General features: G+C 67.1%; 33 protein-coding genes, 1 tRNA gene and 1 pseudogene. 14 read left to right on the top strand and 21 right to left on the bottom strand.

Going from position 1 to position 24954, the window contains the following annotated elements; genetic code table 11:
- The first annotated feature begins 49 nt into the window (after positions 1 to 49).
- From LXN00_RS08385 to carA, 4 genes are read left to right on the top strand one after another with little or no spacing between them, the layout of a single operon-like run.
- Complete coding sequence (locus tag LXN00_RS08385; RefSeq protein ID WP_234507258.1) at positions 50 to 1249, top strand: argininosuccinate synthase; 1200 nt, start codon at positions 50 to 52, stop codon at positions 1247 to 1249.
- Entirely contained in the window at positions 1239 to 2627 is a 1389-nt protein-coding gene (argH, locus tag LXN00_RS08380) for an argininosuccinate lyase (RefSeq protein WP_234507256.1), read from the top strand. The genes LXN00_RS08385 and argH overlap by 11 nt, the downstream gene beginning before the upstream one ends.
- On the top strand, positions 2620 to 3153 hold the full coding sequence (locus tag LXN00_RS08375; RefSeq protein WP_234507255.1) for an N-acetyltransferase: 534 nt from the start codon (positions 2620 to 2622) through the stop codon (positions 3151 to 3153). Before argH ends, LXN00_RS08375 begins: the two co-directional genes overlap by 8 nt.
- Before the next feature lie 21 nt (positions 3154 to 3174).
- Complete coding sequence (gene carA, locus LXN00_RS08370) at positions 3175 to 4347, top strand: glutamine-hydrolyzing carbamoyl-phosphate synthase small subunit (protein ID WP_234507252.1); 1173 nt, start codon at positions 3175 to 3177, stop codon at positions 4345 to 4347.
- Here the strand turns inward: carA and LXN00_RS08365 are convergent.
- Positions 4344 to 5975: a formate--tetrahydrofolate ligase gene (locus LXN00_RS08365; RefSeq protein ID WP_234507250.1), complete on the bottom strand. Its 1632-nt coding sequence runs from the start codon at positions 5973 to 5975 to the stop codon at positions 4344 to 4346. The genes carA and LXN00_RS08365 overlap by 4 nt on opposite strands.
- Before the next feature lie 22 nt (positions 5976 to 5997).
- On the bottom strand, positions 5998 to 6930 hold the full coding sequence (locus LXN00_RS08360) for a threonine/serine dehydratase (RefSeq protein WP_234507248.1): 933 nt from the start codon (positions 6928 to 6930) through the stop codon (positions 5998 to 6000).
- 56 nt (positions 6931 to 6986) lie between these two features.
- Between LXN00_RS08360 and secG the strand changes: the two genes are divergently transcribed.
- The 4 genes from secG (at position 6987) to LXN00_RS08340 (ending at position 9118) form a co-directional block, all read left to right on the top strand.
- The gene (gene secG, locus LXN00_RS08355) at positions 6987 to 7214 is read left to right on the top strand and encodes a preprotein translocase subunit SecG (protein ID WP_234507246.1); all 228 of its coding nucleotides are present in this window, start codon (positions 6987 to 6989) and stop codon (positions 7212 to 7214) included.
- A 36-nt stretch (positions 7215 to 7250) separates the two neighbouring features.
- Positions 7251 to 7326 (top strand) — tRNA-Ala (locus LXN00_RS08350).
- Between the two features lie 156 nt (positions 7327 to 7482).
- Positions 7483 to 8784 (top strand): MiaB/RimO family radical SAM methylthiotransferase, encoded by a 1302-nt coding sequence (locus LXN00_RS08345; protein WP_234507245.1) that lies wholly within the window; start codon positions 7483 to 7485, stop codon positions 8782 to 8784.
- Positions 8785 to 8794: 10 nt separating this feature from the next.
- Positions 8795 to 9118, top strand: coding sequence for a histidine triad nucleotide-binding protein (locus tag LXN00_RS08340; protein WP_234507243.1), 324 nt, complete (start codon positions 8795 to 8797; stop codon positions 9116 to 9118).
- Here LXN00_RS08340 and LXN00_RS08335 read toward each other — a convergent pair.
- Together LXN00_RS08335 and LXN00_RS08330 are read right to left on the bottom strand one after the other, a co-directional pair.
- Entirely contained in the window at positions 9099 to 9863 is a 765-nt protein-coding gene (locus tag LXN00_RS08335) for a metallophosphoesterase family protein (protein WP_234507241.1), read from the bottom strand. The two genes, LXN00_RS08340 and LXN00_RS08335, sit on opposite strands and share 20 nt — an antisense overlap.
- A 3-nt stretch (positions 9864 to 9866) precedes the next feature.
- Positions 9867 to 10295: a bifunctional nuclease family protein gene (locus LXN00_RS08330; RefSeq protein ID WP_234507239.1), complete on the bottom strand. Its 429-nt coding sequence runs from the start codon at positions 10293 to 10295 to the stop codon at positions 9867 to 9869.
- Positions 10296 to 10317: 22 nt separating this feature from the next.
- On the opposite strand from LXN00_RS08330, the gene LXN00_RS08325 reads away from it, so the two are divergent.
- The 3 genes from LXN00_RS08325 to LXN00_RS08315 all read left to right on the top strand — a co-directional run bounded on the left by LXN00_RS08325 (position 10318) and on the right by LXN00_RS08315 (position 12809).
- The gene (locus LXN00_RS08325; protein WP_152024412.1) at positions 10318 to 10854 is read left to right on the top strand and encodes a phosphoribosyltransferase family protein; all 537 of its coding nucleotides are present in this window, start codon (positions 10318 to 10320) and stop codon (positions 10852 to 10854) included.
- Between the two features lie 9 nt (positions 10855 to 10863).
- Entirely contained in the window at positions 10864 to 11391 is a 528-nt protein-coding gene (locus LXN00_RS08320; protein ID WP_234507237.1) for an adenine phosphoribosyltransferase, read from the top strand.
- Between the two features lie 62 nt (positions 11392 to 11453).
- Positions 11454 to 12809 (top strand): S-layer homology domain-containing protein, encoded by a 1356-nt coding sequence (locus tag LXN00_RS08315; protein WP_267962745.1) that lies wholly within the window; start codon positions 11454 to 11456, stop codon positions 12807 to 12809.
- On the opposite strand, the gene LXN00_RS08310 is transcribed toward LXN00_RS08315, so the two are convergent.
- Both LXN00_RS08310 and LXN00_RS08305 read right to left on the bottom strand, forming a co-directional pair.
- Positions 12785 to 13393, bottom strand: coding sequence for an HAD family hydrolase (locus tag LXN00_RS08310; RefSeq protein WP_234507233.1), 609 nt, complete (start codon positions 13391 to 13393; stop codon positions 12785 to 12787). The two genes, LXN00_RS08315 and LXN00_RS08310, sit on opposite strands and share 25 nt — an antisense overlap.
- Before the next feature lie 36 nt (positions 13394 to 13429).
- Complete coding sequence (locus LXN00_RS08305; RefSeq protein WP_234507230.1) at positions 13430 to 13951, bottom strand: 5-formyltetrahydrofolate cyclo-ligase; 522 nt, start codon at positions 13949 to 13951, stop codon at positions 13430 to 13432.
- 75 nt (positions 13952 to 14026) lie between these two features.
- On the opposite strand from LXN00_RS08305, the gene LXN00_RS08300 reads away from it, so the two are divergent.
- Positions 14027 to 14248: an FmdB family zinc ribbon protein gene (locus tag LXN00_RS08300; RefSeq protein ID WP_234507229.1), complete on the top strand. Its 222-nt coding sequence runs from the start codon at positions 14027 to 14029 to the stop codon at positions 14246 to 14248.
- 251 nt (positions 14249 to 14499) lie between these two features.
- On the opposite strand, the gene LXN00_RS08295 is transcribed toward LXN00_RS08300, so the two are convergent.
- Genes LXN00_RS08295 through LXN00_RS08280 form a run of 4 tightly spaced genes read right to left on the bottom strand, consistent with a single transcriptional unit; the run spans position 14500 to position 16739 of the window.
- On the bottom strand, positions 14500 to 14949 hold the full coding sequence (locus tag LXN00_RS08295) for a DUF192 domain-containing protein (RefSeq protein ID WP_234507227.1): 450 nt from the start codon (positions 14947 to 14949) through the stop codon (positions 14500 to 14502).
- A gap of 1 nt (position 14950) precedes the next feature.
- A complete protein-coding gene (locus LXN00_RS08290; protein WP_234507225.1) occupies positions 14951 to 15403 on the bottom strand; it encodes a DUF192 domain-containing protein in 453 nt (150 codons plus the stop codon).
- 7 nt (positions 15404 to 15410) lie between these two features.
- Complete coding sequence (tmk, locus tag LXN00_RS08285; protein ID WP_234507223.1) at positions 15411 to 16010, bottom strand: dTMP kinase; 600 nt, start codon at positions 16008 to 16010, stop codon at positions 15411 to 15413.
- The gene (locus LXN00_RS08280; RefSeq protein WP_234507220.1) at positions 16011 to 16739 is read right to left on the bottom strand and encodes a Nif3-like dinuclear metal center hexameric protein; all 729 of its coding nucleotides are present in this window, start codon (positions 16737 to 16739) and stop codon (positions 16011 to 16013) included.
- Between the two features lie 62 nt (positions 16740 to 16801).
- Between LXN00_RS08280 and LXN00_RS08275 the strand changes: the two genes are divergently transcribed.
- Positions 16802 to 18607, top strand: coding sequence for a S9 family peptidase (locus LXN00_RS08275; protein WP_234507218.1), 1806 nt, complete (start codon positions 16802 to 16804; stop codon positions 18605 to 18607).
- 35 nt (positions 18608 to 18642) lie between these two features.
- On the opposite strand, the gene LXN00_RS08270 is transcribed toward LXN00_RS08275, so the two are convergent.
- The 6 genes from LXN00_RS08270 to LXN00_RS08245 are packed head-to-tail and all read right to left on the bottom strand — an operon-like array spanning position 18643 to position 20862.
- The gene (locus tag LXN00_RS08270; RefSeq protein ID WP_234507216.1) at positions 18643 to 18909 is read right to left on the bottom strand and encodes a DUF3467 domain-containing protein; all 267 of its coding nucleotides are present in this window, start codon (positions 18907 to 18909) and stop codon (positions 18643 to 18645) included.
- Positions 18906 to 19253: a roadblock/LC7 domain-containing protein gene (locus tag LXN00_RS08265; RefSeq protein WP_234507214.1), complete on the bottom strand. Its 348-nt coding sequence runs from the start codon at positions 19251 to 19253 to the stop codon at positions 18906 to 18908. Before LXN00_RS08265 ends, LXN00_RS08270 begins: the two co-directional genes overlap by 4 nt.
- Before the next feature lie 10 nt (positions 19254 to 19263).
- On the bottom strand, positions 19264 to 19593 hold the full coding sequence (locus LXN00_RS08260) for a roadblock/LC7 domain-containing protein (RefSeq protein ID WP_234507212.1): 330 nt from the start codon (positions 19591 to 19593) through the stop codon (positions 19264 to 19266).
- Positions 19581 to 19958 carry a roadblock/LC7 domain-containing protein gene (locus tag LXN00_RS08255; RefSeq protein WP_234507210.1) on the bottom strand — a complete coding sequence of 126 codons (378 nt, stop codon included), beginning with the start codon at positions 19956 to 19958 and terminating at the stop codon, positions 19581 to 19583. The genes LXN00_RS08260 and LXN00_RS08255 overlap by 13 nt, the downstream gene beginning before the upstream one ends.
- A 1-nt stretch (position 19959) precedes the next feature.
- Entirely contained in the window at positions 19960 to 20544 is a 585-nt protein-coding gene (recR, locus tag LXN00_RS08250; RefSeq protein WP_234507208.1) for a recombination mediator RecR, read from the bottom strand.
- On the bottom strand, positions 20545 to 20862 hold the full coding sequence (locus LXN00_RS08245; protein WP_234507206.1) for a YbaB/EbfC family nucleoid-associated protein: 318 nt from the start codon (positions 20860 to 20862) through the stop codon (positions 20545 to 20547). It lies immediately after the preceding gene.
- Positions 20863 to 20892: 30 nt separating this feature from the next.
- On the opposite strand from LXN00_RS08245, the gene hemB reads away from it, so the two are divergent.
- Positions 20893 to 21873 carry a porphobilinogen synthase gene (gene hemB / locus LXN00_RS08240; RefSeq protein WP_234507204.1) on the top strand — a complete coding sequence of 327 codons (981 nt, stop codon included), beginning with the start codon at positions 20893 to 20895 and terminating at the stop codon, positions 21871 to 21873.
- On the opposite strand, the gene LXN00_RS08235 is transcribed toward hemB, so the two are convergent.
- The 5 genes and pseudogenes from LXN00_RS08235 to LXN00_RS08215 all read right to left on the bottom strand — a co-directional run.
- Positions 21870 to 22247: a VOC family protein gene (locus LXN00_RS08235; protein WP_234507202.1), complete on the bottom strand. Its 378-nt coding sequence runs from the start codon at positions 22245 to 22247 to the stop codon at positions 21870 to 21872. The two genes, hemB and LXN00_RS08235, sit on opposite strands and share 4 nt — an antisense overlap.
- Positions 22247 to 22534, bottom strand: coding sequence for a glutamine synthetase/cystathionine beta-lyase binding protein (locus tag LXN00_RS08230; RefSeq protein WP_071677332.1), 288 nt, complete (start codon positions 22532 to 22534; stop codon positions 22247 to 22249). The genes LXN00_RS08235 and LXN00_RS08230 overlap by 1 nt, the downstream gene beginning before the upstream one ends.
- Positions 22535 to 22575: 41 nt before the next feature.
- Entirely contained in the window at positions 22576 to 24087 is a 1512-nt protein-coding gene (guaA, locus tag LXN00_RS08225) for a glutamine-hydrolyzing GMP synthase (protein WP_234507200.1), read from the bottom strand.
- Positions 24088 to 24099: 12 nt separating this feature from the next.
- Positions 24100 to 24702, bottom strand: coding sequence for a KaiC associated regulatory domain protein (locus LXN00_RS08220; RefSeq protein WP_234507198.1), 603 nt, complete (start codon positions 24700 to 24702; stop codon positions 24100 to 24102).
- Positions 24692 to 24954: pseudogene (locus tag LXN00_RS08215) on the bottom strand (transposase); the annotation flags it as partial. The pseudogene LXN00_RS08215 and the gene LXN00_RS08220, both read right to left, overlap by 11 nt.

The raw sequence follows: 24954 nt of genomic DNA, 5'->3' as shown, positions 1-24954 counted from the left end.
CTTTTGTATACTTATGCATGCCCCCTCTGGGGGTAGACTGGGAGCTGGCATGAAGATCGTCTTGGCATACTCCGGCGGGCTGGACACCAGCATCATCCTCAAGTGGCTGAAGGAAACCTACAACGCCGAGGTCATCGCCTTTACGGCGGACATCGGCCAGGGGGAGGAGGTGGAGGAGGCGAGGGAGAAGGCCCTAAGGACCGGGGCCTCCAAGGCCATCGCCTTGGACCTCCGGGAGGAGTTCGTGCGGGACTTTGTCTTTCCTATGTTCCGCGCCCTTCCCCTTTACGAGGGGTACTACCTCCTGGGTACCTCCATCGCCCGGCCTTTAATCGCCAAGTACCTGGTGAAGATCGCCGAGGAGGAGGGCGCGGAGGCCGTGGCTCACGGGGCCACGGGCAAGGGCAACGACCAGGTGCGCTTTGAGCTCACCGCCTACGCCCTGAAGCCGGACATTCGGGTCATCGCCCCTTGGCGGGAGTGGGGCTTTAAGGGGCGGCAGGAGATGATCGCCTACGCCGAGGCCCACGGCATCCCTGTGCCCGTGACCCAGGAGAAGCCCTACTCCATGGACGCCAACCTCCTGCATATTTCCTACGAGGGGGGGGTCCTGGAGGACCCCTGGGCTGAGCCCCCGAAGGGCATGTTCCGCATGACCCAGGACCCCGAGGAGGCCCCCGACACCCCCGAGTACGTGGAGGTGGAATTTTTTGAGGGGGACCCCGTGGCGGTGAACGGGGAGCGCCTTTCCCCGGCGGCCCTCCTGCAGAGGCTCAACGAGATTGGGGGGCGGCACGGGGTGGGCCGGGTGGACCTGGTGGAGAACCGCTTCGTGGGCATGAAGTCCCGGGGGGTTTACGAGACCCCCGGGGGCACCATCCTCTACCACGCCCGGCGGGCGGTGGAAAGCCTCACCCTGGACCGGGAGGTCCTGCACCAGCGGGACATGCTCTCCCCCAAGTACGCCGAGCTCGTCTACTACGGCTTCTGGTACGCCCCCGAAAGGGAGGCCCTCCAGGCCTACTTTGACCACGTGGCGAAGAGCGTCACCGGGGTGGCCCGGCTCAAGCTCTACAAGGGGAACGTCTACGTGGTGGGGCGGAAGGCGGAGAAAAGCCTCTACCAGAAGGACCTGGTGTCCTTTGACGAGCTTGGGGGCTACGACCAAAAGGACGCCGAGGGCTTCATCAAGATCCACGCCCTGCGCCTGAGGGTGCGGGCCATGGCGGAGGGGCGGCGTGGCGCATAGGACCTGGGGAGGCCGCTTCCAGGAGGGCCCGGATGCCCTCGCCGCCCGTTTCAACGCTTCCCTTTCCTTTGACCGGGCCCTTTGGCGGGAGGACCTCTGGCAAAACCGGGTCCACGCCCGCATGCTCCAGGCGGTGGGCCTCCTTTCGGAGGAGGAGCTAGAGGCCATCCTGAAGGGGCTAGACCAGATAGAGGAGGAGATTGAGGCGGGCACGTTTCCCTGGCGGGAGGACCTCGAGGACGTGCACATGAACCTCGAGGCCCGCCTCATGGAGCTCATCGGCCCCCCGGGGGGCAAGCTCCACACGGCCCGTAGCCGCAACGACCAGGTGGCCACGGACTTTAGGCTTTTCCTGCGGGCGGCCCTAGACGAGCTTCTTGCCCTCCTCTTGGAGGTGCGCCGGGTCCTCGTGCGGGAGGCGGAAAAGCACTTAGAACCCCTTTTCGTCCTTCCCGGCTACACCCACCTGCAACGGGCCCAGCCCATCCTCCTTTCCCACTGGTTCTTGGCCTACTACGAGATGCTCACCCGGGATGCCGGAAGGCTTCTGGACGCCCGCACCCGCCTCAACGAAAGCCCCTTAGGGGCCGCTGCCCTGGCGGGCACGGGCTTCCCCATAGACCGCCACTTCACCGCCAAGGAGCTCGGCTTTGAGCGCCCCATGCGCAACTCCCTGGACGCCGTGGGGAGCCGGGACTTCGCCCTGGAGGTCCTTTCCGCCTTAAATATCGGCATGCTCCACCTTTCCCGCTTGGCGGAGGAGCTCATCCTCTATAGCACGGAGGAGTTCGGCTTCGTGGAGGTTCCCGATGCCTTCGCCACCGGCTCCTCCATCATGCCCCAGAAGAAGAACCCGGACATCCTGGAGCTCATCCGGGCCAAGGCGGGGAGGGTGCTCGGGGCCTTGGTGGGGCTTTCCGCCGTGGTGAAGGGCCTGCCCCTGGCCTACAACAAGGACCTGCAGGAGGACAAGGAGCCCTTGTTGGACGCCCTCGCCACCTACCGGGATAGCCTCAAGCTCCTCGCTGCCCTATTGCCGGGCCTCAAGTGGCGCCGGGAAAGGATGTGGCGGGCGGCGGAGGAAGGGTTTTCCCTGGCCACGGAGCTCGCCGACTACCTGGCGGCAAAGGGCCTCCCCTTCCGGGAGGCCCACCACGTGGTGGGGCGGCTGGTGCGGCGGCTTCTGGAGGAGGGGAGGGGGCTTAAGGATCTGAGCCTGGAAGAACTACAGGAAGCCCACCCCCTCTTCGCCGAGGATGCCCTAGGCCTTCTGCGCCTAGAAACCGCCATCCACCGCCGCCAATCCTTTGGGGGCACGGCCCCGGAGGCGGTGCGGGCGAGGGTGTTGGAGGCCAAGGAGGAGGTGGGCCTTGCTTGAACTGGAGCTTCCCACGGCGGCGCTCCCCGAGGTGCGCCCCCAGGCGGGGGTGGAGCTGAGGAAGGCGCGTCTAAGCGACGTGGACGCCATCTACTGGCTCATCCGCTACTGGGCGGAGAAGGGCTTGATGCTCGTCCGGAGCCACAGCCACCTTTACGAGAACATCCGCGACTTCCAGGTCCTGGAGGACGAGGACGGCCACATCGTGGGCACCGTGGCCCTCCACGTCCTCTGGCGGGACCTGGCGGAGATCCGGGGCCTCGCCGTCCACCCGGCGCGGCAGGGACAGGGCCTTGGGCGCTGGCTGGTCCTCGGGGCGGAGCGGGAGGCCCGCGACCTCGGGCTTCCCCGGGTCTTCGCCTGGACGCTTCAGGTGAACTTCTTCCGCAACCTGGGCTACCAGGTGACGAGCCGGGAGGCCCTTCCCCCCAAGGTGTGGAGCGAGTGCAACGCCTGCCCCTTTTACGAGAACTGCCGGGAGATCGCCGTCATCAAGCACCTTTCCCCAGGGGCCTTTGGGGGCTAGAATGGCTGGGATGGAGGGGGAATGGGAGTAAAGGAGCGCGCCGTTTTGGTCCTGGAAGACGGCACCGTCTACCGCGGTTACGCCTTCGGCGCCCGGGGGAAGACGGTGGGGGAGGTGGTCTTCAACACCGCCCAGACGGGCTACCAGGAGATCATGACCGACCCCAGCTACCACGGGCAGATCGTGGTCATGACCTACCCCCACCAGGGCAACTACGGGGTGAACGTCTACGACATGCAGTCCAACCGTCCCTGGGTGCGGGGCTTCGTGGCCAAGGAGTTTAGCCGCGTGGCCTCTAACCCCCGGGCCCAGCAGACCATCGGGGAGTTCATGGAGTTCTACGGGGTGGTGGGGATTGAGGGCATAGACACCCGGGCCCTGGTGCGCAAGATCCGGGAAGGGGGGGTCTTGAAGGGGGTTATCGCCCACGCAAGCCTCTACGGGAGCCCCGACCACGACTTCACGGAGGAGGAGCTGGAGGCGTTGCGCCAGGAGGCCAAGGCCTGGACGGACATTGACGGGCGGGACATGACCCCCGAGGTCTCCACCCCCCTGCCCTACGCCTGGCCCACCCTGAAGTCCGGGCGGCGCATCGTGGTCATGGACTTCGGCATCAAGCATGCCATCGTGGAGAACCTGGCCGCCTTGGGCTTTGAGATCCTCGTGGTCCCGGGCAAGACCCCGGCGAGCCAGATCATGGCCCTGGAGCCCCACGGCCTCCTCATCAGCAACGGTCCCGGCGATCCCTCCATGCCCCGCTACGCCCACGAAACCATCTGGAAGCTCATGGGGCTTCTCCCCACCTTCGGCATCTGCCTGGGGCACCAGCTTCTCGCCCTGGCGGCGGGGGGGCGCACCTACAAGATGAAGTTCGGCCACCGCGGGGCCAACCACCCGGTGAAGAACCTCCTCACGGGGAAGGTGGAGATCACCAGCCAGAACCACGGCTACGCCGTGGACATAGACTCCCTAAAGGAGTTCCGCCCCACCCACATCAACCTGAACGACGGGACCCTCGAGGGCATGGCCCACGCCCGCTACCCCGTCTTCTCCGTGCAGTACCACCCCGAGGCGGCCCCGGGCCCCCACGACGCCCTCTACCTCTTCCGCCGCTTCCTGGAGGAGGTGGAGGCCTTCCACGGGGCCACGGGCCTCCCCGTGGAGAAGCGCCGGCCGGACGGGCACGGCATCTAGTAGTCCATGCCCCGGATATTCCCCTCCTCGTCCACGTCAATCCGGAGGGCCTGGGGCACCTTGGGCAGGCCGGGCAGGGTCTCAATCCCCCCCATGTAGACCACCACAAACCCTGCCCCAAAGCGGCACTTAAGGTCCGTGACCCGCACGGTGAAGCCCTTGGGCCGGCCCCGGAGCTTGGGGTTATCGGAGAGGGAGGTGGCCGCCTTGGCCATGACCACGGGCAAGGCCTCGCACCCCTCCTTCTTGGCCGCCCGAAGGGCCCGCTTGGCCTCCTCGCTCCACTCCACCCCTAGGGCCCCGTAGACCTCCTTGGCGATGGTGGCCACCTTCTCCTCCAAGGGGGCTTCCAGGGGGTAGAGGGGGCGGTAGGCGTGGGGAAGGGAGAGGGCTTCCAGCACCCTTTCCGCCAGTTCTAACCCTCCCTCGCCCCCCTTGGCGTACACCTCGCTTAGGGCGAAGGGGAGGCCCCTTTCCCGGGCGAAATCCCGCACCAGGGCGATCTCCTCCTCGGCGTCCGTGGGGAAGCGGTTCAGGGCCAAAACCGGGGTGTAGCCGAAAAGCCGCACGTTCTCCACGTGCTTTTCCAGGTTGGCCAAGCCCTCCTTCACCGCCTTGGGGTCGGGCATTTCGTAGGCGTCCTGCCCCCCGTGGTAGCGCAGGGCGCGGATGGTGGCCACCAAGACCACCGCCTCGGGGATGAGCCCTGCGGTGCGGGCCACCACGTTCATGAACTTCTCCATGCCCAAATCGGTGGCGAAGCCCGCCTCCTGGACCACGTAGTCTGCCAGGCCCAGGGCGAAAAGGCTCGCCCGCACGGAGTTGGTGCCGTGGGCGATGTTGCCAAACGGCCCCATGTGGACGAAGGCGGGGTTCCCCTCCGCCGTCTGCACCAGGTTGGGCAGGAAGGCCTGGCGGAGGAGGGCGGCCATGGCCCCCACCGCCCCCAGGTCCTTGGCGTAGACCGGCTGGCCCTCGAGGGTGAAGCCCAGGCGGATCTCCCCAAGACGCCGCTTCAGGTCTTTAAAGTCCCGGGCCAGGCTCATGAGGGCCATGACCTCGCTGGCCACGGTGAGCTCAAACCCCCCTTCCCGGGGCACCCCGTGGGCCTTGCCCCCTAAGCCCAAGACGATGTGGCGCAGGGCCCGGTCGTTCATGTCAATGGCCCGCTTGAGCTCAATGCGCCTCGGGTCAATCCCGAGCTCGTTCCCTTGGTGCAGGTGGTTGTCCAAAAGGGCGTTGAGGAGGTTCACCGCTGAGGTCACCGCGTGGAAGTCCCCGGTGAAGTGCAGGTTGATCTCGTGCCGGGGCTCAATGCGGGCCTTTCCGCCCCCCGTGGCCCCGCCCTTCACCCCGAAGACCGGGCCCAAGGAGGGCTCCCGGAGGGCCAAGGCGGCCCGCTTGCCGAGCCGCCACAGGGCGTCCACCAGGCCGATGGCGGTGGTGGTCTTGCCCTCTCCCGCCGGGGTGGGGGTGATGGCGGTGACCAGGATGAGCCGCCCCTTGGCCTTGGGGGGCTCGCCCAGGACCTTGGCCATGTGGGGGCCGTAGAGGTAAAGCCGCTCGCGGCCTAGGCCGAGCTTGGCCGCCACCTCTTCTATGGGAAGAAGCGCTTCCTTGACGATCACGGGGTAAGCTTACTCCTCCCCCCTAGGGAGAGAAGTCCCGGTTCCCCCCGGAAAGCACCAGGGCCAGGGTTTCGGGGAGGCTTGCCCCGTGTTCCAGCACCGCCGCCAAGGGCAAGGCCCCCGTGGGCTCCACCACCTGCTTCGTGCGGGTGAAGAGGAGGCGTTCGGCCTCGAGGAGGGCCTCCTCGCTCACGGCCAAGATCCCGTCCACCTTCTCCTTCAGGATGGGGAAGGTGAGGCGCCCCAGGCTTAGGGTGCGCACCCCGTCCGCCCGGGTCCTGGGAGGCTCGGCCAGGCGCACGATCTCCCCCTTGAGGAGGCTTTGCCGGGCGTCGTCCGCCCCCACGGGCTCCACCCCGTAGACCCGGGTGGTGGGGGAGAGGGCCTTGATGGCGGTGGCCACCCCGGCGAGGAGCCCACCCCCGCCCACGGGGGCCAGGACCGCCTCGGGGAAAAGCCCCCTTTTCCCCGCTTGGGCCAGAAGCTCGAGGCCCACCGTGCCCTGCCCCGCCACCACCCAGGGGTCGTCAAAGGGGTGGAGGAAGGCGTAGCCGGTTTCCTGGAGGAGGGCCTTGGCCACCTCCTCCCGGTTGGCCACGGTCACCCCTTGGTCGTAAACCTCGGCCCCGTAGGCCCGGGTTGCCGCCTTCTTGAAGGGGCTTGCGTCCTCGGGCATGACGATGAGGGCCTTGACCCCGAGGACCTGGGCGGCGTAGGCCACCCCTTGGGCGTGGTTGCCGCTGGAAACCGCCAGGAGGCCCTTGGGGCTTTCCAGGGTGAGGGCCTTGGAAAGGGCCCCCCGGGCCTTGAAGCTCCCGGTCTTCTGCAGGTGCTCGGCCTTGAGGAGGAGGCGCTTCCCCAAGAGGGCGTCCAGGAGCCTCGAGGTGAGGAGGGGGGTGCGGTGGGTGTAGGGGGCGATGCGGCGGAAGGCGGCGTGGATCTCTGCCAGGTCCATGCCCCCATCATGCCAGGGTGGACACCCCCGCCCCAGGGCGCTAAAGTGGTAGGGGTATGGACTTCCTCTACACCCTAACCATCCTCCTTTACCTCGGCGTGGCCGGCCTTTTGGTCTACCTGGTCCTGGTGCAGGAGCCCAAGCAGGGGGCGGGGGACCTCATGGGCGCCTCCACCGACCTCTTCTCCGCCCGCGGCGTCACCGGGGGGCTTTACCGCCTCACCGTGATCCTGGGGGTGGTCTTCGCCGCTTTGGCCCTTTTGATTGGCCTCTGGCCCCGTTGACAACTGGCCCTCCCCCCGGTACCATAGGCGTTGCCTGGGGCCGTGGCGCAGTTGGGAGCGCGCCTCAATGGCATTGAGGAGGTCAGGGGTTCGAATCCCCTCGGCTCCACCAGAAAGCCCCCCGCAAGGGGGGTTTCCCCATTTTGCCCCTGGGTGCTACCGGTGCCTTCTGTGGCTTCCAGGATGCTTCTTCCGCCTGCCCCGAACCATCCGCTTTTCCCGAGCCGGGGCATTGACCCTTGAGCTTTCACGTCCCAGAATGGGAAGGATGCGCGCCGCCTTCCGCACCCTGGGGTGCAAGGTGAACCAGGTGGAAACCGAGGCCCTTTTGGGCTTCCTGAAGGCCTTGGAGCCCGAGGTGGTGCCCCTCGAGGCGGGGGCCGACCTCGTGGTCATCAACACCTGCGCTGTCACCACCACCGCCGAGGCGGACGCCCGCAAGGAGATCCGCCGGGCGCGGCGGGCCAACCCCGAGGCCTTCATCGTGGTCACCGGGTGCTACGCCGAACTGGCCCCGGAAGCGATCCGGGAGCTCGGGGCCGATGCCGTGGTGCCCAATAGCCGCAAGGCCGAGCTTCCCAAGGTGATCCTGGAGCATTTCGGCCTCCCCTCCGACCCCATCACCACCCCGCCCAACGAGTTCTGGGGGGCGGGAGAGCGGGGGCTTTTGAATAGCCGGGTCCGGGCCTTTTTGAAGGTGCAGGACGGCTGCCAGGTGGGGTGCGCCTACTGCATCATCCCTAGGCTCAGGGGAAAGGAGCGCCACCGGGACCACCGGGACGCCTTGGCCGAGGCGGAGGCCCTTCTGCGGCTGGGCATACGGGAGATCGTCCTCACCGGGGTGCGGCTTGGGAGCTACCGGGGGCACCCTAGGGGCATCGCTGGGCTCGTGGAGGACCTTTACCACCTGGGGGCCAAGGTGCGGCTTTCCTCCATAGAGCCGGAGGACACCGGGGAGGACCTCCTCCGGGTCATGGCCCGCTACGCCCCGGAGGTGCGGCCCCACCTCCACCTTTCCCTGCAGACGGGCTCGGACCGGCTCCTGAAGCTCATGGGCCGCCGGTACGATAAGGCCTACTACCGGAACCTGGTGCAAAGGGCCTACGAGCTCATCCCCGGTTTTGCCCTCACCACCGACGTCATTGCCGGGCTTCCCACGGAGACGGAGGAGGAGCACCGGGAAACCCTGGCCTTCCTGGAGGAGCTTCGGCCCACCCGGGTCCACGCCTTCACCTACACCCCCCGCCCCAAGACCCGGGCCGCCTCCATGCCCCAGGTGCCCCCGGAGGTGCGCAAGCGCCGCACCAAGGAACTCATCGCCTTGGCCCACCGCCTGGCGGAGGAGCGCATTAGGCCCAAGCTGGGCGAAACGGTGGAGGTCCTGGTGGAGCGCCTCCAGGGGGGGTACGCCCTGGGCCACACCCCCGACTACTACGAGGCCCGCCTCCAAGGCCCGGCCCGGCCCGGGGAAACGGTCCTTGCCCGGGTGGAGGGGGTGGAGGGGTACACCCTCTTGGGCCGGGTGGTGGGGGTCAAGGAGGAGGCCCGCTTGGAGCTTCCCCTAAGGTAGACTTTTTCCCATGGATTGCGTGTTTTGCCGCATCGTCCGGGGAGAGCTTCCCGCCCGCAAGGTCTACGAGGACGGGGGCTTCGTGGCCTTCCACGATATCCGGCCGAGGGCGCCCGTCCACGTCCTGGTGGTGCCCAAGGAGCACGTGGAGAAGCTTTCGGATTACCCCGATAGCGAGGAGGGGGAGAGGAAGCTCGGGGCCCTTTTCCGCACCGCCAACCGGGTGGCGCGGCTTCTCGGGCTTCCCGGCTACAAACTCCAGGTGCACGTGGGGGAGAAGGGGGGCCAGGAGGTCTTCCACGTCCACGTGCACGTCATGGGGAGCCCCGCCTAAAGCGGTCCAGGACCCGGCCCTCGGGGTCTAGGGCGTAGCCCTGGAGGGCGGTTTCCGTGGCCTCCAGGAAGAGGGCGTGGTGGGCCACGGCGAGGGCCCGGCTAAAGGGGAGGGGAGGCCGGGTGGGGTAGAGCCTCGCCCCGCCGCCCCCCAGGACCAGGTGGGTGGTGGGGCCCACCTCGAGGCGCTCGTAGTGGTGGTCGTGCCCGGCGAGGACCAAGGCCACCCCATGGCGCCTTAGGAGGGGTTCTAAGAGGCTTCGCAAGAGGGGGCTTCCCCCGTGGAGCCCCGAGGAATAGAGGGGGCGGTGGAGGACGAGGATGCGCCAGGGGGCGGTGGCGTGGGCCAAGGCCTCGCTGAGCCAGGCCCTCTGGGCCAGGAGGTCGGCCTCGCTGTAGAGGACGAAGAAGGCCACGGGTCCCAACCGGAACTGGTAGTAGGGCCCTTCTCGGCGGAAGCGCCTAAGCTGCTCGGCCAGGGCGGGGGCATCGTGGTTGCCGAAGGCGGGGTACAGGGGCACCGCCGGGAGGTCCTGGATAAACCGCTCCACCACCTGGCCCCTGGGGTAAAAGTTGTCCCCCACGGTGAGGAGGGCCGTGAGGGGGTTTTGGGCGTGGGATTTTCGCAGAAGGGCCGCCACCTGGGCCCTTCCCGGGGTGTCGGCACCCCAGTCCCCCAGGACCGCCACCCGCACCCCTTGGGCCAGGGCCGGGAGGAAGAAAAAGAGGAGGATGGCCCGGGACACGGGCTAGGCTTCCGCCGCCCCGTGGGGTTTGAGGCTCGCTTCCTCCACCCCCGCCTTCTCCACCACCTCCTCCGCCACCAGGATGGGGGCCCCCACCCGGAGGGCCAGGGCCATGGCGTCGGAGGGCCGGGCGTCCACCTCCAGTTCAATCCCCCGGTGTTCCAGGATAAGGCGGGCGTAGAAGGTGCCGTCCTTTAGGTCGGTGATCTCCACCCGTTTGAGCTTTCCTTGAAGCATTTCCATTACCGAGAGGAGGAGGTCCGGGGTGAGGGGACGGGGGGGCTTTTCCCCCTGCAGGGCCACCACGATGTGGTGGGCCTCGAGGGGGCCGATGACGATGGGGAGGAGCTTGTCATTCTCCGTCCTGAGCAGGACCACCACGCTCCCGTTCTGGGGGTCCACGCCCAGGGTTTCAATCTTGGCGTTCAGCATACTTTGAGTATAGACTGGCGGCGTGAGGACCTACCCTGTGGAGATCGCCGGGGTCAAGCGGGAGCTGCCCATCGTCCAGGTGGGCCCGGACGTGGCCGTGGCCCTTCTCAACCTACTGGGGGATACCGAGCTCACCGAGGCCGCCGCCGAGGAGTTGGCCAAGCGCCTTCCTCCGGAGGTGGAGACCCTGGTCACCCCCGAGGTCAAGGCGGTGCCCTTGGCCCACGCCCTTTCCCGCATCACGGGGAAGCCCTACGTGGTGGCCCGCAAGACGGAGAAGCCCTATATGATCAACCCCATAAGCCGCCAGGTGCTCTCCATCACCACGGGCAAACCCCAGCTCTTGGTCCTGGACGGGGCGGACGTGCCCTTGATCCGCGGGAGAAAGGTGGCCATCGTGGACGATGTGGTCTCCACGGGATCCACGCTTTCCGGCCTTAGGGAGCTCATTGAGAGCGTGGGGGGGCAGGTGGTGGCGGTTCTGGCGGTCTTCACCGAGGGCACGCCCAGGCAGGACGTCATCGCCTTGGGCCACCTACCCCTTTTTAAGCCGGAATAGGAGGGTTTTATGGAAACCTATCCCATCAGCATCGGCGGGGTGACCCGGCACGTGCCCCTGATAGAGCCTTTGCCGGGGCGGCGTATCCCCTTGGTGGAGTTTTTGGGGGACCCAGAGTTGGTGCGGGCCGCGGCCTTGGCCCTAAAGCCCTTGGTGCCCCGGGAAACCGAGGTGCTCTTCACCACGGAAACGAGCCCCATTCCCCTCACCCACGTGCTGGCAGAGGAGATGGGCCTCCCCTACGTGGTGGCCCGCCGCCGCCGCCGCCCCTACATGGAAGACCCCATTATCCAGGAGGTCCAGACCCTCACCCTGGGGGTGGGGGAGGTGCTTTGGCTAGACCGCCGCTTTGCGGAAAAGCTCTTGAACCAGAAGGTGACCCTTATTTCCGATGTGGTTTCTAGCGGCGAAACCATGCGGGCCATGGAGCGCATGGTCCAAAGGGCGGGGGGGCGGGTGGTGGGGCGCCTCGCCGCCTTCCGCCAGGGAAGCCCGGCTTTGGACGTGGTCACCGTGGCGGAACTGCCTGTTCTCTAAAGCGTAAGGAGGAGGGGCCTGGACAGGTTCCAGGCCCCTTGGTATTTGGGCGCGGGGTAGTTATGAAGCGAATCTGGGTTTGGGTTTTTTGGGGTCTGGGGCTGGTTTTGGCCGCTTTTTCCGATCTGCCGGCGGGACCGGTGGCCGAGAGGGTGGAACGTGTGGTTCAGGCGGGGTGGATGCAGGGGTATCCGGATGGCACCTTCCGGGGCACGGAACCCGTGAACCGCTACCAGTTGGTGGCCACGTTGGGGCGGGTGCTTAAGGACCTGGGTGTGGAACCCAAGGAGGTGGCCTTCAGGGACGTTCCTAAGGGGCACTGGGCTCTGGAAGGGCTGGCTTTGGCGGCGGCTTGGGACTTGGTTTCCGGATACCCCGATGGAACCTTCCGAGGCCAAGAGGAGCTGAACCGGGCGGCCTTGGCGGTGGTTCTGGCGAAGATGCTGGAGCGCTTAGGGGTGGCCAAGGAAGCCCCCTTGCCTTGGGATGTGCCCCAAGATCACTGGGCGGTTGCCGCCGTGCGCCGCGTGCTGGGAGCAGGCCTGATGGACCTCAATCCGGACGGTTCCTTTGGTTTGACCACAGAGGTCAATCGCTACCAACTGGCGCTGGCCTTGGCCGGTTTGCAACCTTTGGTGGAGGCCAAGAAGCCTGCTCCCTTTCCTCCCACCCCCTCCGTGGCCCTGCAATCCCCCTCTTTGGCTTCTCAAGAAACGTTGGACGTGGCTGCCCGCTGGGTTGGGGCTGGGGGGAAGAAGGTGGTGGTGTTGGGGGAGAGGGTTCTCCTTTGGGAGGCCGGGGGGGGTCAGGACCTCGGGCCGAACGAGGGTTTCCAAGCCGCTATTCCTCCCTGGAGGTTGAAGGGTGGGGTCCTGGAAGATGGGAAAGCCCGCTATGTCCCCTTAGGGACCAAAGAGGGAAAGGAGGTGCTACCCCCGGTGTTCCAGCGCCTTAGGGAGGGGCACCTGAGCCTGGATCCGATGGGGGCCTACCTTTTGATAGTTCCTTCTACGCCGCTTTGCGACTGCCCCAGCCGGGTGGTGCGGTTTGTCCTTCTGCTAACCAATCCAGTGGGGTTGTATGCGGAGTACGTTTACCTTTTGGACCAGCCGGGTAACCGGGTGGTGGGGGTGGCCTGGCCGGATTCCAAGAATCTTGTGGTGTTGGAGGAGGAGAAAACGCGTACGTTGCTCTACCGCGTGAACCTAGCGGCCGGGGAGGATATCGCCCTTAGCGTTTGGGATGAGGGGGGCCTCGAGGAGCGCAGCCCCCTTCCCGTGCGCCCCGTAGCCAAAACGCTCTTGGCTGCGCTTCCCCTGGTTTCGGTATGGGGGCTGGGCTTTGAGGGGCCGGAACGCCTTTTGACTACCCGTGAGGGTAAGCTGGTGCGCGTTCAGCTATCCACCGCGCTTTGGTGAAGGGCGTACACCTCTGCCCGGAGGCCGAGCCTCCGGGCGGTTTCCACGTTCTCGGGGTCATCGTCCAGGTAGAGGGTTTCCTCGGGGGAGAGGCCGAGGCCCTTTAGCGCAAGGAGAAAGGCCTCCGGGTCCGGTTTGGCGACGCCCATGGCGCAGGAGGCGAAGAAGCCATCTATGTAGCCGTCTAGGCCATGGTAGGCGAGGCTTTCCTTGAGGCTTGGCAGGGTGTTGGAAAGCACCCCCACCTTGAGCCCCTGCGCCTTTAGGCTTCGCAGGAGGGCCTCGGCGCCCGGCGCTTTGCGCATAAAGTGGTAGTAGCGGAGGCCCTTTAGCCGCTCGGGGGGCAGGCCCAAGTTTTGGGCGGCCTTCTGGGCCAGCGCTTCAAAAAAGCGGGCTTCCTCTTCCAGGGTGCGCACCTTGCGCCACCGCACCGCTTCTAAGATCTCCCGCATGGCCCAGGCGAGCACGGAAAGGGTCTTTTCCAGGCCAGGCCCGTGGGCGGCGAGGGCCAAGGCCTTCTTGTAGAGGGCCTCCTCGTCCATGAGAAGGAGTACCCCGTCCCGGTCCAACAAAGCCCCCCGCATGGGACGAGTGTAGCACCCACGCGAGGGGGCCCAGGGTCAAACAACCCGCCACACCCCCTTCTCCGTGGCCAGGTACGCCATGGGGATGTCCCAGGGGTCCCGGGGGAGGCGGGGAAGGAGGAGGGCTTCCGGTACCACCCCCAGGCGGACGGCCTTTACTTGGGCCAGGAAGCGGTCGTAAAACCCCTTGCCGTGCCCCAGGCGAAACCCCTCCCGGTCAAAGGCAAGCCCCGGGACCACCACCAGGTCCAGCACCCCTGGGTCCACCGGGGGCGTGGTGGGCTCCAGAAGGCCAAAGGGGCCTGGGGCCAGGGGGCCCAAGGGGTGCACGGAAAGCCCTTCCCCCGCCACCTTGGGCAGGTAGTAGCGGGCGGGGTGCTTTTCCGTTAGGGATAGGAGGTCCAGCTCGTGGGGTAAGGGATGGTAGAGGAGGATGTCCTGGAACCTTCGTTCCGCGAGCCAGGGGAGGAGCTGGGCCACGAGCTCCACGGAAAGGGCGCGGCGGTCCAGGCTCTTCCAAACGCCCAGGGCGAAGCGGCGCAGGGCGGGCTTGTCCACGGAGGGAGGGTACCATCCTAGCCCCTTGACACTCAAGGCATAGGAGTGTCAAAATGCCCCCTAGGAGGGTAAGGTATGCCGGTCTACGTCTACAAAGGCCTGGAAACGGGCAAGTACTACGAGTTTGAACAGGGCTTCCACGACGAACCCCTGAAGGCCCACCCCGAAACCGGGGAGCCCCTGAAGCGGGTTATCACCCCGCCCGCCATCATCTTCAAGGGCTCGGGGTGGCACGTGAAGGACTACGCCAAGAAGGACTCCTCCTCCAAATCGGAAGGGGGCGAAGACAAGGAGTAAGGGAGGTCTTCCCTGGCCCCAGGCGCAGCCTGGGGCCTTATGCTTTTGGCATGCTGAACCTAGCTGCGCTTGCGCTCCTTTTGCTGGGCCTGGCGGTGCTCTTTGCCCCAAGGCGGCGGTTCGGGTTTCCCTTGGTGGGGGCGGGGCTCCTTCTTCGCCGAGAAGCTCGCCCCTGGGGTGCAGACCATCTTTGTCCCCAGCACCGGGAACTTCCTCTTGGACTTGAGGGGCCTCCAGGGGGGCGCCAAGCCCTAGCGCAGAACCCGGTCCCCCGGGGCGAGCTCTAAGAGCCCTTCCCGCACCTCCAAAATCCCCCGGTAGGCGGTGCCGGGGGCGTAGGTTTCCCCTGGGCGAAGCCGCGCCACCTTGAGCACCCTTCCTTCCCCGTCCAAAAAGGCCACCGTTACGCCAAAGCGGTAGCCCTCCGTGGAGAAGGGGGCATCGGTGGCCTCGGGGAAAAGGTAGAGGAGGGCGTCCAGCGCTTCCCGCCTCAGGCCCAAGCCCAGGTTCCAGGCCTCGGGCATGCGGGCGAGGCGGGCCTTTAGGGTGTGTTGCCCCGTGGGCGTTTCCACCACCACCTGGGCGGGTGGGGGCGGGGTTTGGAAGCGCCGGGCTGCCAGGAGGTAGCCCAGAAAGGAGAAGACCGAAAGGAGGATCAAAAGGGCGAAGGCCACCAAGGGGAAGAGGGGGCTTCGTTCCACGCTATCTCGGCCAAAGCTTCAGGGCCTCGCCCCCTACCCTGGCCCCGGGGGTGAGGCCCCGCCGGGCGAACCAGCCCCGGTTCACCTCGAGGGCCCCCTGGTACACCACCCCGGGGTAGTAGACGGGGCAGGGGTCGGCCTTGCAGGGCTCCATGTCCAGGATGCGCAGGATGACCCCCTGGCGGTCAAAGAAGGCGATGGAAAGGGGAATGAGCGTGTTTTTCATCCAAAACCCCCCTGCCGTGGGGGCGGGGAAGAGGAAGACCATGCCCTCGTCCTCCCCCAGGGACTTGCGGAACATGAGGCCCTGGGCTTGGCGCTCGGGGGTGTCGGCCACCTCCACCCTGAGGGTATAGCGCTTGCCGCCTCCTTCCACGTAAAGGGTGCTCTTGGGAAAGGAAAGCCCTTGGGCCAAGGCGAAGAGGCCGAGGAGGAAAAGGGCCAAGGGGCGCATGGACCCATTATGGCAGAAGGGGAAGGAGGTGGCGCTGGATCTCCCTTTGGAGGGCCTCTATGGGCTTGGTGGCGTCCAGGACCACGAAGCGTTCGGGCTCCGCCTCCGCCAGGCGCAGGTACCCCTCCCGTACCCGCCCGAAGAAGGAAAGCCCAAGCCCTTCCAGGCGGTCGGGGTCTTTCACCCGCTTGAGGGCCTCCTCGGGGGGGAGGTCCAGGAGGAAGGTGCGTTGGGGACTAAGGCCTAGGGTGGCTTCCTTGGCCACCTCCAGGAGCCAAGGGAGGGGGAGCCCCCGGCCGAAGCCCTGGTAGGCCAGGCTGGAGTCCAGGTAGCGGTCGGATACCACCCAAAGCCCCTCCTCTAGCGCCGGCAGGATCACCTTGCGCACGTGCTCCGCCCGGTCGGCGCTGAAGAGAAGGTATTCCGCCTCCGGGGAAAGGGCTTTCCCGTGAAGGAGGAGCTCCCGCACCAGGGGAAGCCCTTCGCCAGGCTCCCGGGTGAGCCGCACCCTTAGGCCCTTTCCCTCCAAGAAGGCGGCCATGAGCCTTGCCTGGGTGGACTTGCCCGCCCCGTCCAGGCCTTCTAGCGTGAGGAAAACCCCGGCCATTTAGAGCCCCGTGGGGTGGTCCAGAAAGACCCAAGGGAGGCCGAAGCGCTCCTCCAGGTGGGCCGCCAAGGCCTTTACCCCGAAGACTTCCGTGTCGTAGTGGCCGGCGTAGATGACGTTGAGCCCCCGCTCAAAGGCCTCGTGGAAGGCGCTATGCTTGGGCTCCCCGGTGATGAAGAGCTCCGCCTCCACCTGGCCCACCAGGTTCGCCGCTCCCCCCGAAACGATGACCACCTCCTGCACCTGGCTCCGCCCTCCTTGGTGCACCAAGGGCTGCATCCCCGTAAGCTGCCCCAGCATGTCCGCCACCTGGACCAAGGGGGTGGGGAAGGGGAAGCGGCCCCTAACGCCCACGTCGTAGGGCGTCAGGTCCACCAGGCCTAAGGCCCTGGCCAGGACAAAGTTGTTCCCCACCTCGGGGTGGGCGTCCAGGGGAAGGTGGGCGGCGTAGAGGTTGATGCCGCCCCGGAAGAGGAGTTCCAGGCGCCTTTTGTGGTGGCCCCGGATGGGGAAGGGCTTGCCCCAGAAGAGGCCGTGGTGCACCAGGAGGAAGTCCACCCCTTCCTCCAGGGCTTTCTGGAAGGTGGCCTCGGCTGCGTCCACCGCTGCGCCTATCTTGCGCACCTCCTCCTTGCCCTCCACCTGGAGGCCGTTGAGGGAGGGGTCCTGGGGAAAGGCCGCCAGGTTCAGGTAGCCGTCTAGGTAGCGGACGAGCTCGTCCCGGTTCATGGGCCCTAGCTTACCGGAAGCCCCCCCTGGGCGGATGGCTGACCGGTCAGTATCATGGGGGCGTGGAACCCGAAACCCTTTTGAAGCTCCGCTTCCTTTCCGGCCTCACGGAAGGCCCCGAGGGGCTCCCCCTTTTCGTCCTAACGGACATCCTCGAGGGGGACCCGCCCCGCTACCGCTCCCGCTTGGCCCTGTTTGACGGGGCTTTGCGCCTTCTGACCCAGGAGGAGGCCAAGAAGCCCCGGTATGCCCACCCTTACGTCTACTTCTTGCGCCGGGTGGGGGAAGGGGAGGAGCTCTTTCGCCTGGACCTGCGGGGGGGTGAGGCGGAAAGGCTCACGGAAACCCCCGGGGTCTTGGACTACGCCCTGGGCCCCTCGGGGGAGGTGGCCTTCCTGGCCCTCAAGGAAGCCCCCAAACCGGGAAGCCCCCGGCGTTTTGAGGGCTGGCCCTTCAAGTTTGACGGCCGGGGCCTTCTCCCCGAGGGGAACCTGGCCCTTTACCTGCTAAAGGACGGGGAGAAGCGGCTCCTCTTGGACCGCTACCCTCCCCCCAAGGAGATGGCCTTCGCCCCGGAGGGCCTTTACCTGGTGATGCCGGAGGACTCCAAGGCCCAGGCGGAGGGGCGGGATACCCTTTTCCTCCTGGAGGAGGGGGGCCTGCGGAAGGTCTACGGGGGCCACGGCCCCATCTTCGGCCTGGAGTGGAGCCCGGAAGGGCTTTTCTTCCTGGGCCACGCCTTTGAGCGGGGCGGGGGGACGGAGGCCAGGCTTTACCACCTGAAGGGGGGCGAGGCCCGGGTCCTCTTCACGGGGAGCCTCCAAAACTCCATCAACAGCGACCTCCGCTTCGGCGCCCACTTCCAGGGGCCCAAGTGGGGTGGGGACGGGGTCTATGTGGTGCGCACGGAAGAAGGGGTGGCCCGGCTTTACCGGGTGGGCCTGGACGGGGAGGCGGAGGCCCTTTCCGCCTCGGGGAGCGTCCTTTCCTTCGCCTGCACCTCCAGGGGGCTATTCCTCCTCACGGAGGGCTTCACCCACCCGGCCCGCCTCGAGGGCCCCTTGGGCACCTACGACCCCAACGCGGGGGTCCTCCCCTTGGCCGAGCCCGTGCCCACCGCCTGGGAGAGCCCGGAGGGGCACAGGGTGCCGGGGTGGGTGCTCCTGCCCGAGGGGGAGGGCCCTTTCCCCGTCATCCTTTACATCCACGGGGGGCCCCACACCGCCTTTGGGGCCGCCCCCATGCTGGAGCTCCAGCTTTTCCGGGCCCAGGGCTACGCCGTGGCCTTCTGCAACCCTCGAGGCTCCACGGGCTACGGGCAGGACTACGCCCTTTTGGAGGGGGCTTGGGGCGAGCGGGATGAAAGGGACCTCCTGGGCTTTTTGGACCACGTGCTCGCCCGCTTTCCCTTGGACCCGAACCGGGTGGGGGTGGCGGGGGGAAGCTACGGGGGCTATATGGTGAACTGGCTCACCGCCCGCTATCCTGAGCGCTTTAAGGCGGCGGTCACCGACCGGGGCATCTGCAACTGGCTAAGCTTCTTCGGCGCTAGCGACATCGGCCCCCGCTTCACCCACCTGGAGCTTTTCGCCAAGCCTTGGGAGCGCCCCGAGGTCCTTTGGGAGAAAAGCCCTTTAAGGCTGGTCCACCAGGTGAAGACTCCCACCCTGGTGGTCCATTCCGAGGCGGACCACCGTTGTCCCATAGACCAAGGAGAAACCTGGTACACTGCCCTCTTCCACCTCGGGGTGAAGGCGCGGTTTTTCCGGGTGCCCGAGGAAGGGCACGAGCTCTCCCGCTCCGGCCGGCCCGACCGCAGGCTGGCGCGGCTTCGGGCCTACCTGGACTGGTGGCGGGAAAACCTTTAGGGCTGGGCGAAAGCCCAGCCCTTTTTACGCCTTCCTTAGGCCTGGTTTTCCGCCACCGGCTCGGGGATGGGGCCGAAGGTTTCCTCGTAGCGGGCCACGTTCTCCGCCAGGCTCCGCAAGAGGGCCTTGGCGTGCTGGGGGCTCGTGATGATCCGGCTCACCACCATGGCCCCGCCCTGGGGCTGGAGCAGGGCGAAGTCTAGGATGAACTCGTTCTTGGTGTGGGCGATAAGGGCCAGGTTGGTGTAGCGGCCCAGGGCGATGTCCTTGTCAATCTGGATATCTAGCTTCAGCTCGTTCATGCCAACGCCTCCTGGATCTTGGGAAGGGCCCGTTTCAGGGCGAGCCGCACCCGGCCTAGGCTTTTGGCCCCGTCTAGGAAGAGGAGGAGGTGGTGGCCGGGAAGCGGCACGAGAAGCAAAGCCCCCTCCGGGTACTCTACCATGACCTCCTCCACCCCCTCCTGGCCCAGGGTCTGGGCCAAGGCCTTGGCGGTGCCCAAGACGGTGGCGGAGCGGGCGGCGAGGAGGCTGGCTTCGGGGGCGCTTTCCTCCCGCACCTCCTCCACCACGAACCCGTCCTCGCTGAGGAGGGCCGCCACCCGCACCCCCCGGGTTTCCTTAAGCTCCTTGAGGACCTCCAGCATCCCTTACCTCCTAGAGGCTTTGCACCTTGAGGGCGATGCGGGAAAGCTCTTGCCCGATGGCCTTGCGGTCCATGCCCCGCTCCAGCACCGCCCCTAGGATGTACTCGCCCACCCGCAAGGCCAGAACCTCGTGGCTATCCGTGGCCAGGGTGAAGCGGCGCACCTCCCCGGAAAGGGCCTCCGCCAAGGGGGTCATGTGGCGCACCAAGGAGGCGAGCTCCGCCGCCAGGACCTCGGCGGGCGGGGCGCCCCGGCCCAAAGCCTCAATGACCAGGCCGTCCAGCCCGGTGAGCACCGCCCGCTTCACCCCCAAAGAGGCCAAGCTTTCTAGGTAGGCCATCCCACCACCTCCCAAAGCTTCTCCGCCGCCTTGGCGGCCTCCACCCGGGCCCGGCCCAGGTTGGCCGAGGGCTCCATGAGGAGGAGCAGGAAGAGGTCCTCCCGGGCCTTGGGGGCGCGCGCCATCCGGGCATAGCCTACCACGGGGTGCCCCCCTATCCAGAGCTCCTCCACCCGGGAGGCGCCCAGGCTTGCGGCGTAGGCGGCCTTGGCCTGGCGGAGGAGGGCGGCGTGCTCGGCGATGGCCGCCTCGAGGTCCACCCGCTTTCGCCTCACCCCCTCCACCAAAAGCCCGTCCAGGGTGCCCACGCCTGCGGCGAAGGCCCCTTCCACCCGGTCCAAAAGGCGTTGCAAGAGTTCCTCCATCCTATAAGGGCTTCCTCCCCTCCAGGGCCCGGCCCAGGGTTACCTCGTCCACGTACTCCAGGCTTCCGCCCACGGGGAGGCCGTAGGCGAGCCGGGTGGCCTTGACCCCCCGGCGCCTGAGCTCTTCCGCCAGGTAAAGGGCCGTGGCCTCCCCCTCCACGGTCATGGAGGTGGCGAGGACCACCTCCTTCACCCCGGGGAGGCGGGGCCAGAGGCTTTCCAGGTTGAGCTCCTTGGGGCCGATGCCCTCCAGGGGGTTGAGCGCTCCTCCCAGGACGTGGTAGACCCCCGTAAACTCCCCGCTCCGCTCCAGGGCGTACAGGTCCGCCACGGTTTCCACCACGGCGAGGAGCGTGCGGTCGCGGCCTTCGTCCTGGCAGATGGGACAGAGCTCCCCTTCCGCCAGGTTGCCGCACACCCGGCAGACCCCTAGGGCCCGGGTGGCCTCCAAGGCCTCCCGAAGCCCTTCCGCCTCCTCCCGGTGAAAAGCCAGGTGGAGGGCGAGCTTCTGGGCCGTCTTGGGGCCGATGCCGGGGAGGCGGGAGAGGGCCCGGGCGAGCTTGAGGAGGCTTTCGGGGTACCGCATCTAGAAGAGCTTCCCCAGCATCTGGCCCACGCCCCCAAGCTCCCGGGCCATTTCCTTTTCCGAGAGCTCGTGGGCCTTCTTTTGGGCGTCTTGGATGGCCACGAGGAGGAGGTCTTCCAGGGCCTCGAGGTCGTCCTGGAAGGCGGTGAGCACCTCGGGCTTGAGGCGCACGGCGAGGATCTTGCCGTGGCCGTTGGCCTCCACCTCCACCAGGCCCTGGGCCGTGCCCACCACGGTCATGGTTTCCAGGCGTTCTTGGATCTCCGCCGCCTTCTTCTGGGCTTTTTGCGCTTCCTTGAGGAGCTTTTGTAGGTTCATCGTCCCTCCCCTATGAGTATAGTGGAAGGCATGGAGCGCCCTAGAAGGCTGCGTTCACCCCTCCTGCGCCCCCTGGTGGCCGAGGTGGAGCTTTCCCCCCGCCACCTCATCCTCCCCCTTTTCGTGAAGGCGGAAGGGGAACGGGAGGAGGTGGCCTCCATGCCCGGGGTCTTTCGCCATCCCCTAAAGGACCTTCCCCGCCTGGGCGAGGAGGCCCTGAAGGCGGGGCTTGGCGGGGTCATCCTCTTCGGCGTCCTGCCCGAGGGGGAAAAGGACCCCCTGGGCCACGGGGCCTACGCCGAGGAGGGGGTGGTGCAACGGGCCATCCGCCTTCTGAAGCGGGAACTCCCCGAGCTCCTCGTCATCGCCGACACCTGCCTTTGCGAGTACACGAGCCACGGCCACTGCGGGGTGGTGCGGGAGGGCCCCTTGGGCTTTTACGTGGACAACGACGCCACCTTAGAGCTTTTGGCCAAGACCGCCCTCTCCCAGGCCCAGGCGGGGGCGGACGTGGTGGCCCCAAGCGCCATGATGGACGGCCAGGTGCGGGCCATCCGCAAGGCCTTGGACGAGGGGGGCTTCGCCCACGTGCCCATCCTCTCCTATGCGGTGAAGTACGCCTCCGCCTTCTACGGGCCTTTTCGGGAGGCGGCGGCGAGCGCTCCGGAGTTCGGGGACCGCTCGGGCTACCAGATGGACCCCAGGGCGGGGCTTTGGGACGCCCTAAGGGAGGCGGGCCTGGACGACCAGGAGGGGGCGGACCTCCTCATGGTGAAGCCCGCCCTGCCCTACCTGGACGTGCTTGCCGCCTTGAAGGGGCGCTTCGCCAAGCCCCTTTTCGCCTACCAGGTCTCCGGGGAGTACGCCATGCTGAAGCTTTCCGCCCTCCAGGGCCACCTGGACGAGCGGCGGGCGGTCTTGGAAACCCTTTACGCCATCCGCCGGGCGGGGGCCCAGGGCATCCTCACCTACTACGCCCTCGAGGCCGCCCGTTGGCTTAGGGAGGGCTAAAGCCCCCAGATCCCGGCGGGGGCGAGCTCCACCAGGTTCCCCTCGGGGTCGCGGGTGTAAAGGCTTTTTCCCTTGGGCCACTCCGCCCACCAGACGGGAAAGCCCAGGCTCTTGAGCTTCGCTTCCCAGAGGGGAAGCTCCTCCTCCGCCACCCGGAAGGCCACGTGGACGCTCCCCCGGGCCCCGTGGGGGGGAAGGAGGGGGTCTTTTTCCGTGTGCTCGGGGTTGAACACGAGGAATACTCCCCGCCCGGCGCGGAAGAAGGCGTGGCGGGGGGGCTTGTACTGGAAGCAGGGCAGGCCCAAGACCCCTTCGTAAAAGGCCCGCGCCTTTTCCAGGTCCCGGGCGTAGACCGAGGTTTCCAGGACTTCCACTATTTGAGCCGGGCGATGAGTTCGGCCACGGGGATGGCCTCGAGGGTGGTGGTCTTCACGCTTCCCCGGGAGGCCAGGTGGAGCATGGCCCGGGCCACGCTGGCGGCGTCCTCCGCCTCCACGATGTTCACGAAGTCATAGGGGCCAAGGACAGCGTACTGGGCCACCACCTTCACCCCGAAGTCCCTTTCTAGCTCCTGGTTCACCTCCTTGATGCGCTCGGGGTTTTTCACCAGGGTTTCCGCGCCGTCATCCGTGAGGGTGCTGAGCACGATAAAGGTGGGCATGGCCTGCCTCCGTGCCCCCAGTTTAGCAAAGCCTTCCGCCCTCACTCCCACTCTATGGTGGCGGGGGGCTTGGAGGTGATGTCGTAGACCACCCGGCCCACCTCGGGGACCCTGCGGGTGATGCGCCGGGCCACCTCGTCCAGAAACTCCAAGGGAAGCCTGGCCCAGTCGGCGGTCATGAAGTCCTCCGTGGTCACGGCCCTGAGGGCCAGGACGTACCCGTACTTCCGCTCGTCCCCCGCCACCCCCACGCTCCTTAGGGGGGTGAGGACGGCCAGGGCCTGGGCCACCTGGCCGTAAAGCCCCCACTCCTTGAGGAGGCTCGTGAAGAGGTCGTCCGCTTGGCGGAGGATCTCCAGGCGCTCCTCGGTCACCTCCCCCAGGATGCGCACGGCAAGGCCTGGCCCCGGGAAGGGGTGGCGCAGGCGGATGGGGTCGGGCAGGCCGAGGAGGAGGGCGAGCTCCCGCACCTCGTCCTTGAAGAGGAGGCGGAAGGGCTCTAAAAGCGCAAACTCCAGGTCCTCGGGAAGGCCGCCCACGTTGTGGTGGCTTTTGATCTTGGCGGCCCCGTGCCCCCCCGCCGATTCGATCACGTCGGGGTACAGGGTGCCTTGCGCCAGGAAGCGGAAGGGCCCCTTTTCCCGGGCCACCTCCGAGAAGACCGCCACGAACTCCCGCCCGATGATCTTCCGCTTCGCCTCGGGGTCTTCCACGCCCTTTAGGGCCTGAAGGAAGCGCCCCTTGGCCTCCACCACCAGGAGGTTCACCCCAAGGGCCCTCAGGGCCCCTTCCACCTCCTCTCGCTCCCCGAGGCGCAAAAGCCCGTGGTCCACGAAGACCGCCAGGTGGTCCACCCCGGCCTTGGCCAGGAGGAGGGCCAGGGTGCTGGAGTCCACCCCCCCGGAGACCGCCAGGAGGACCCGTTCCTGCCCCACCCGTTCCCGCACCTCTTTGAGGAGGCTTTCCAGCACGTGCTCCGGGGTCCAGTCCCGGGGGACGCCGGCTATCTCCAGGAAATTCTCCAAAATCTGCATCCCCTTGGGGGTGTGGGCCACCTCGGGGTGGAACTGCACGGCGAAGGTCTTGCCGTCCGGCCCCTCCATGGCGGCCACGGGGTTTTCCTCCGTGGCGGCGGAAACCCGCCACCCGGGGGGAAGCTCGGTGACGGCGTCTTGGTGGCTCATCCAGACCTGGACCTCCCCGGAAAGCCCCCGGAAGAGGGGGCCCTCGTAGCGGGTGAGGAGGGCCTTGCCGTACTCCGCCCGGCCTGCGCGCTCCACCTTGCCCCCGAGCTCCTGGGCGAGGAGTTGCATCCCGTAGCAGATGCCCAAGGTGGGGAGGCCGAGCCCGAAGAGGCGGGGGTCGGGGCGGGGGGCCTCGGGGTCAAAGACGCTCTTGGGCCCCCCGGAGAGGATGAGGGCCTGGGGCTTATATTGGAGGATTTCCTCCAAGGGGGTGGTCCCCGGGAGGATGAGGGAAAAGGCCCGGAGTTCCCGAAGCCTCCGGGCGATGAGCCTTGTGTACTGGGAGCCGAAGTCCAGGACCAGGACCACGGCCCCAGTCTACTATGCCTCCAGGTGGAGCCTTACCTGGTGCAGGAGTTCGGCGGGGTCTTGCACGGGGTACTCCAGCCGCTCTAGGATCTCCTCTGCCGGCCTATCCAGAATGCGCAAGCCCCGAAGCCTTTCCAAGAGCGTTTCCTTGCCCACGGGGAAGTCCAGGCCCTTCACTGCCTTGAGCACCAAGACGGCCCAGGGGATCCCCATCATCTCCACAAAGCGCTCCAGGAAGTAGCCGAGCACCCGGGGTTCCTCCTGGCCTTGGCGGATGGCTCGGTAAGCGGCTTTGGCCAGCCCCCCCGCCACGTGGGTGCGAAGGCCTTCCCCTTCCGCCATCTCCGTCACCTTCTTGAGGGCGGTTTCCGGGTCGGCGCGGAGGATCTGGCGCACCGCCGCAGTGGAAAGGCCCAGTTCCTTGGCGATGGCCTCGTCGCTCCACATGGCCTCCTGGGCCAAGACCACGGCGTAGGCGGCGGTCATGAGGCTTGCCGCCCAGGTGAGGCGCCTCTTTTCCGCCATGGCCCTGGGCCCGCCCAGCAGGTCAATCACCTTGAGGAAGACCCGAAGCACGGTGGCTTCTAGCTCCCAGACTTGACCGTTATACCGCATAGAGCCCCAGGAACCTGAGGGCGGAGAGGGGATGGAAGGAGAAGGTCTCCAGGGCCGCCTTCTTCTTCCGCACCCCCCTGCGGTACAGCAGGGACACCAGAAAGGCCCGGAGGACCGCCAAGACTTGCGCCCCCACGCCCCGCACCTGGCAGGCGTCCTCATAGAGGAGGACGTCCCGTAGCCAAAAGGACCGGTTCTCCACCTCCCACCGGGAAAGGAGAAGCTCCCCAAGCCGCCTCGCGTCCGCCTCCT

Source organism: Thermus brockianus (genome assembly GCF_021462505.1).
GTDB lineage: Bacteria > Deinococcota > Deinococci > Deinococcales > Thermaceae > Thermus > Thermus hydrothermalis.
The sequence above is the reverse complement of the archived record's forward strand: the minus strand, read 5'-3'. Positions and strand labels throughout refer to the sequence as shown.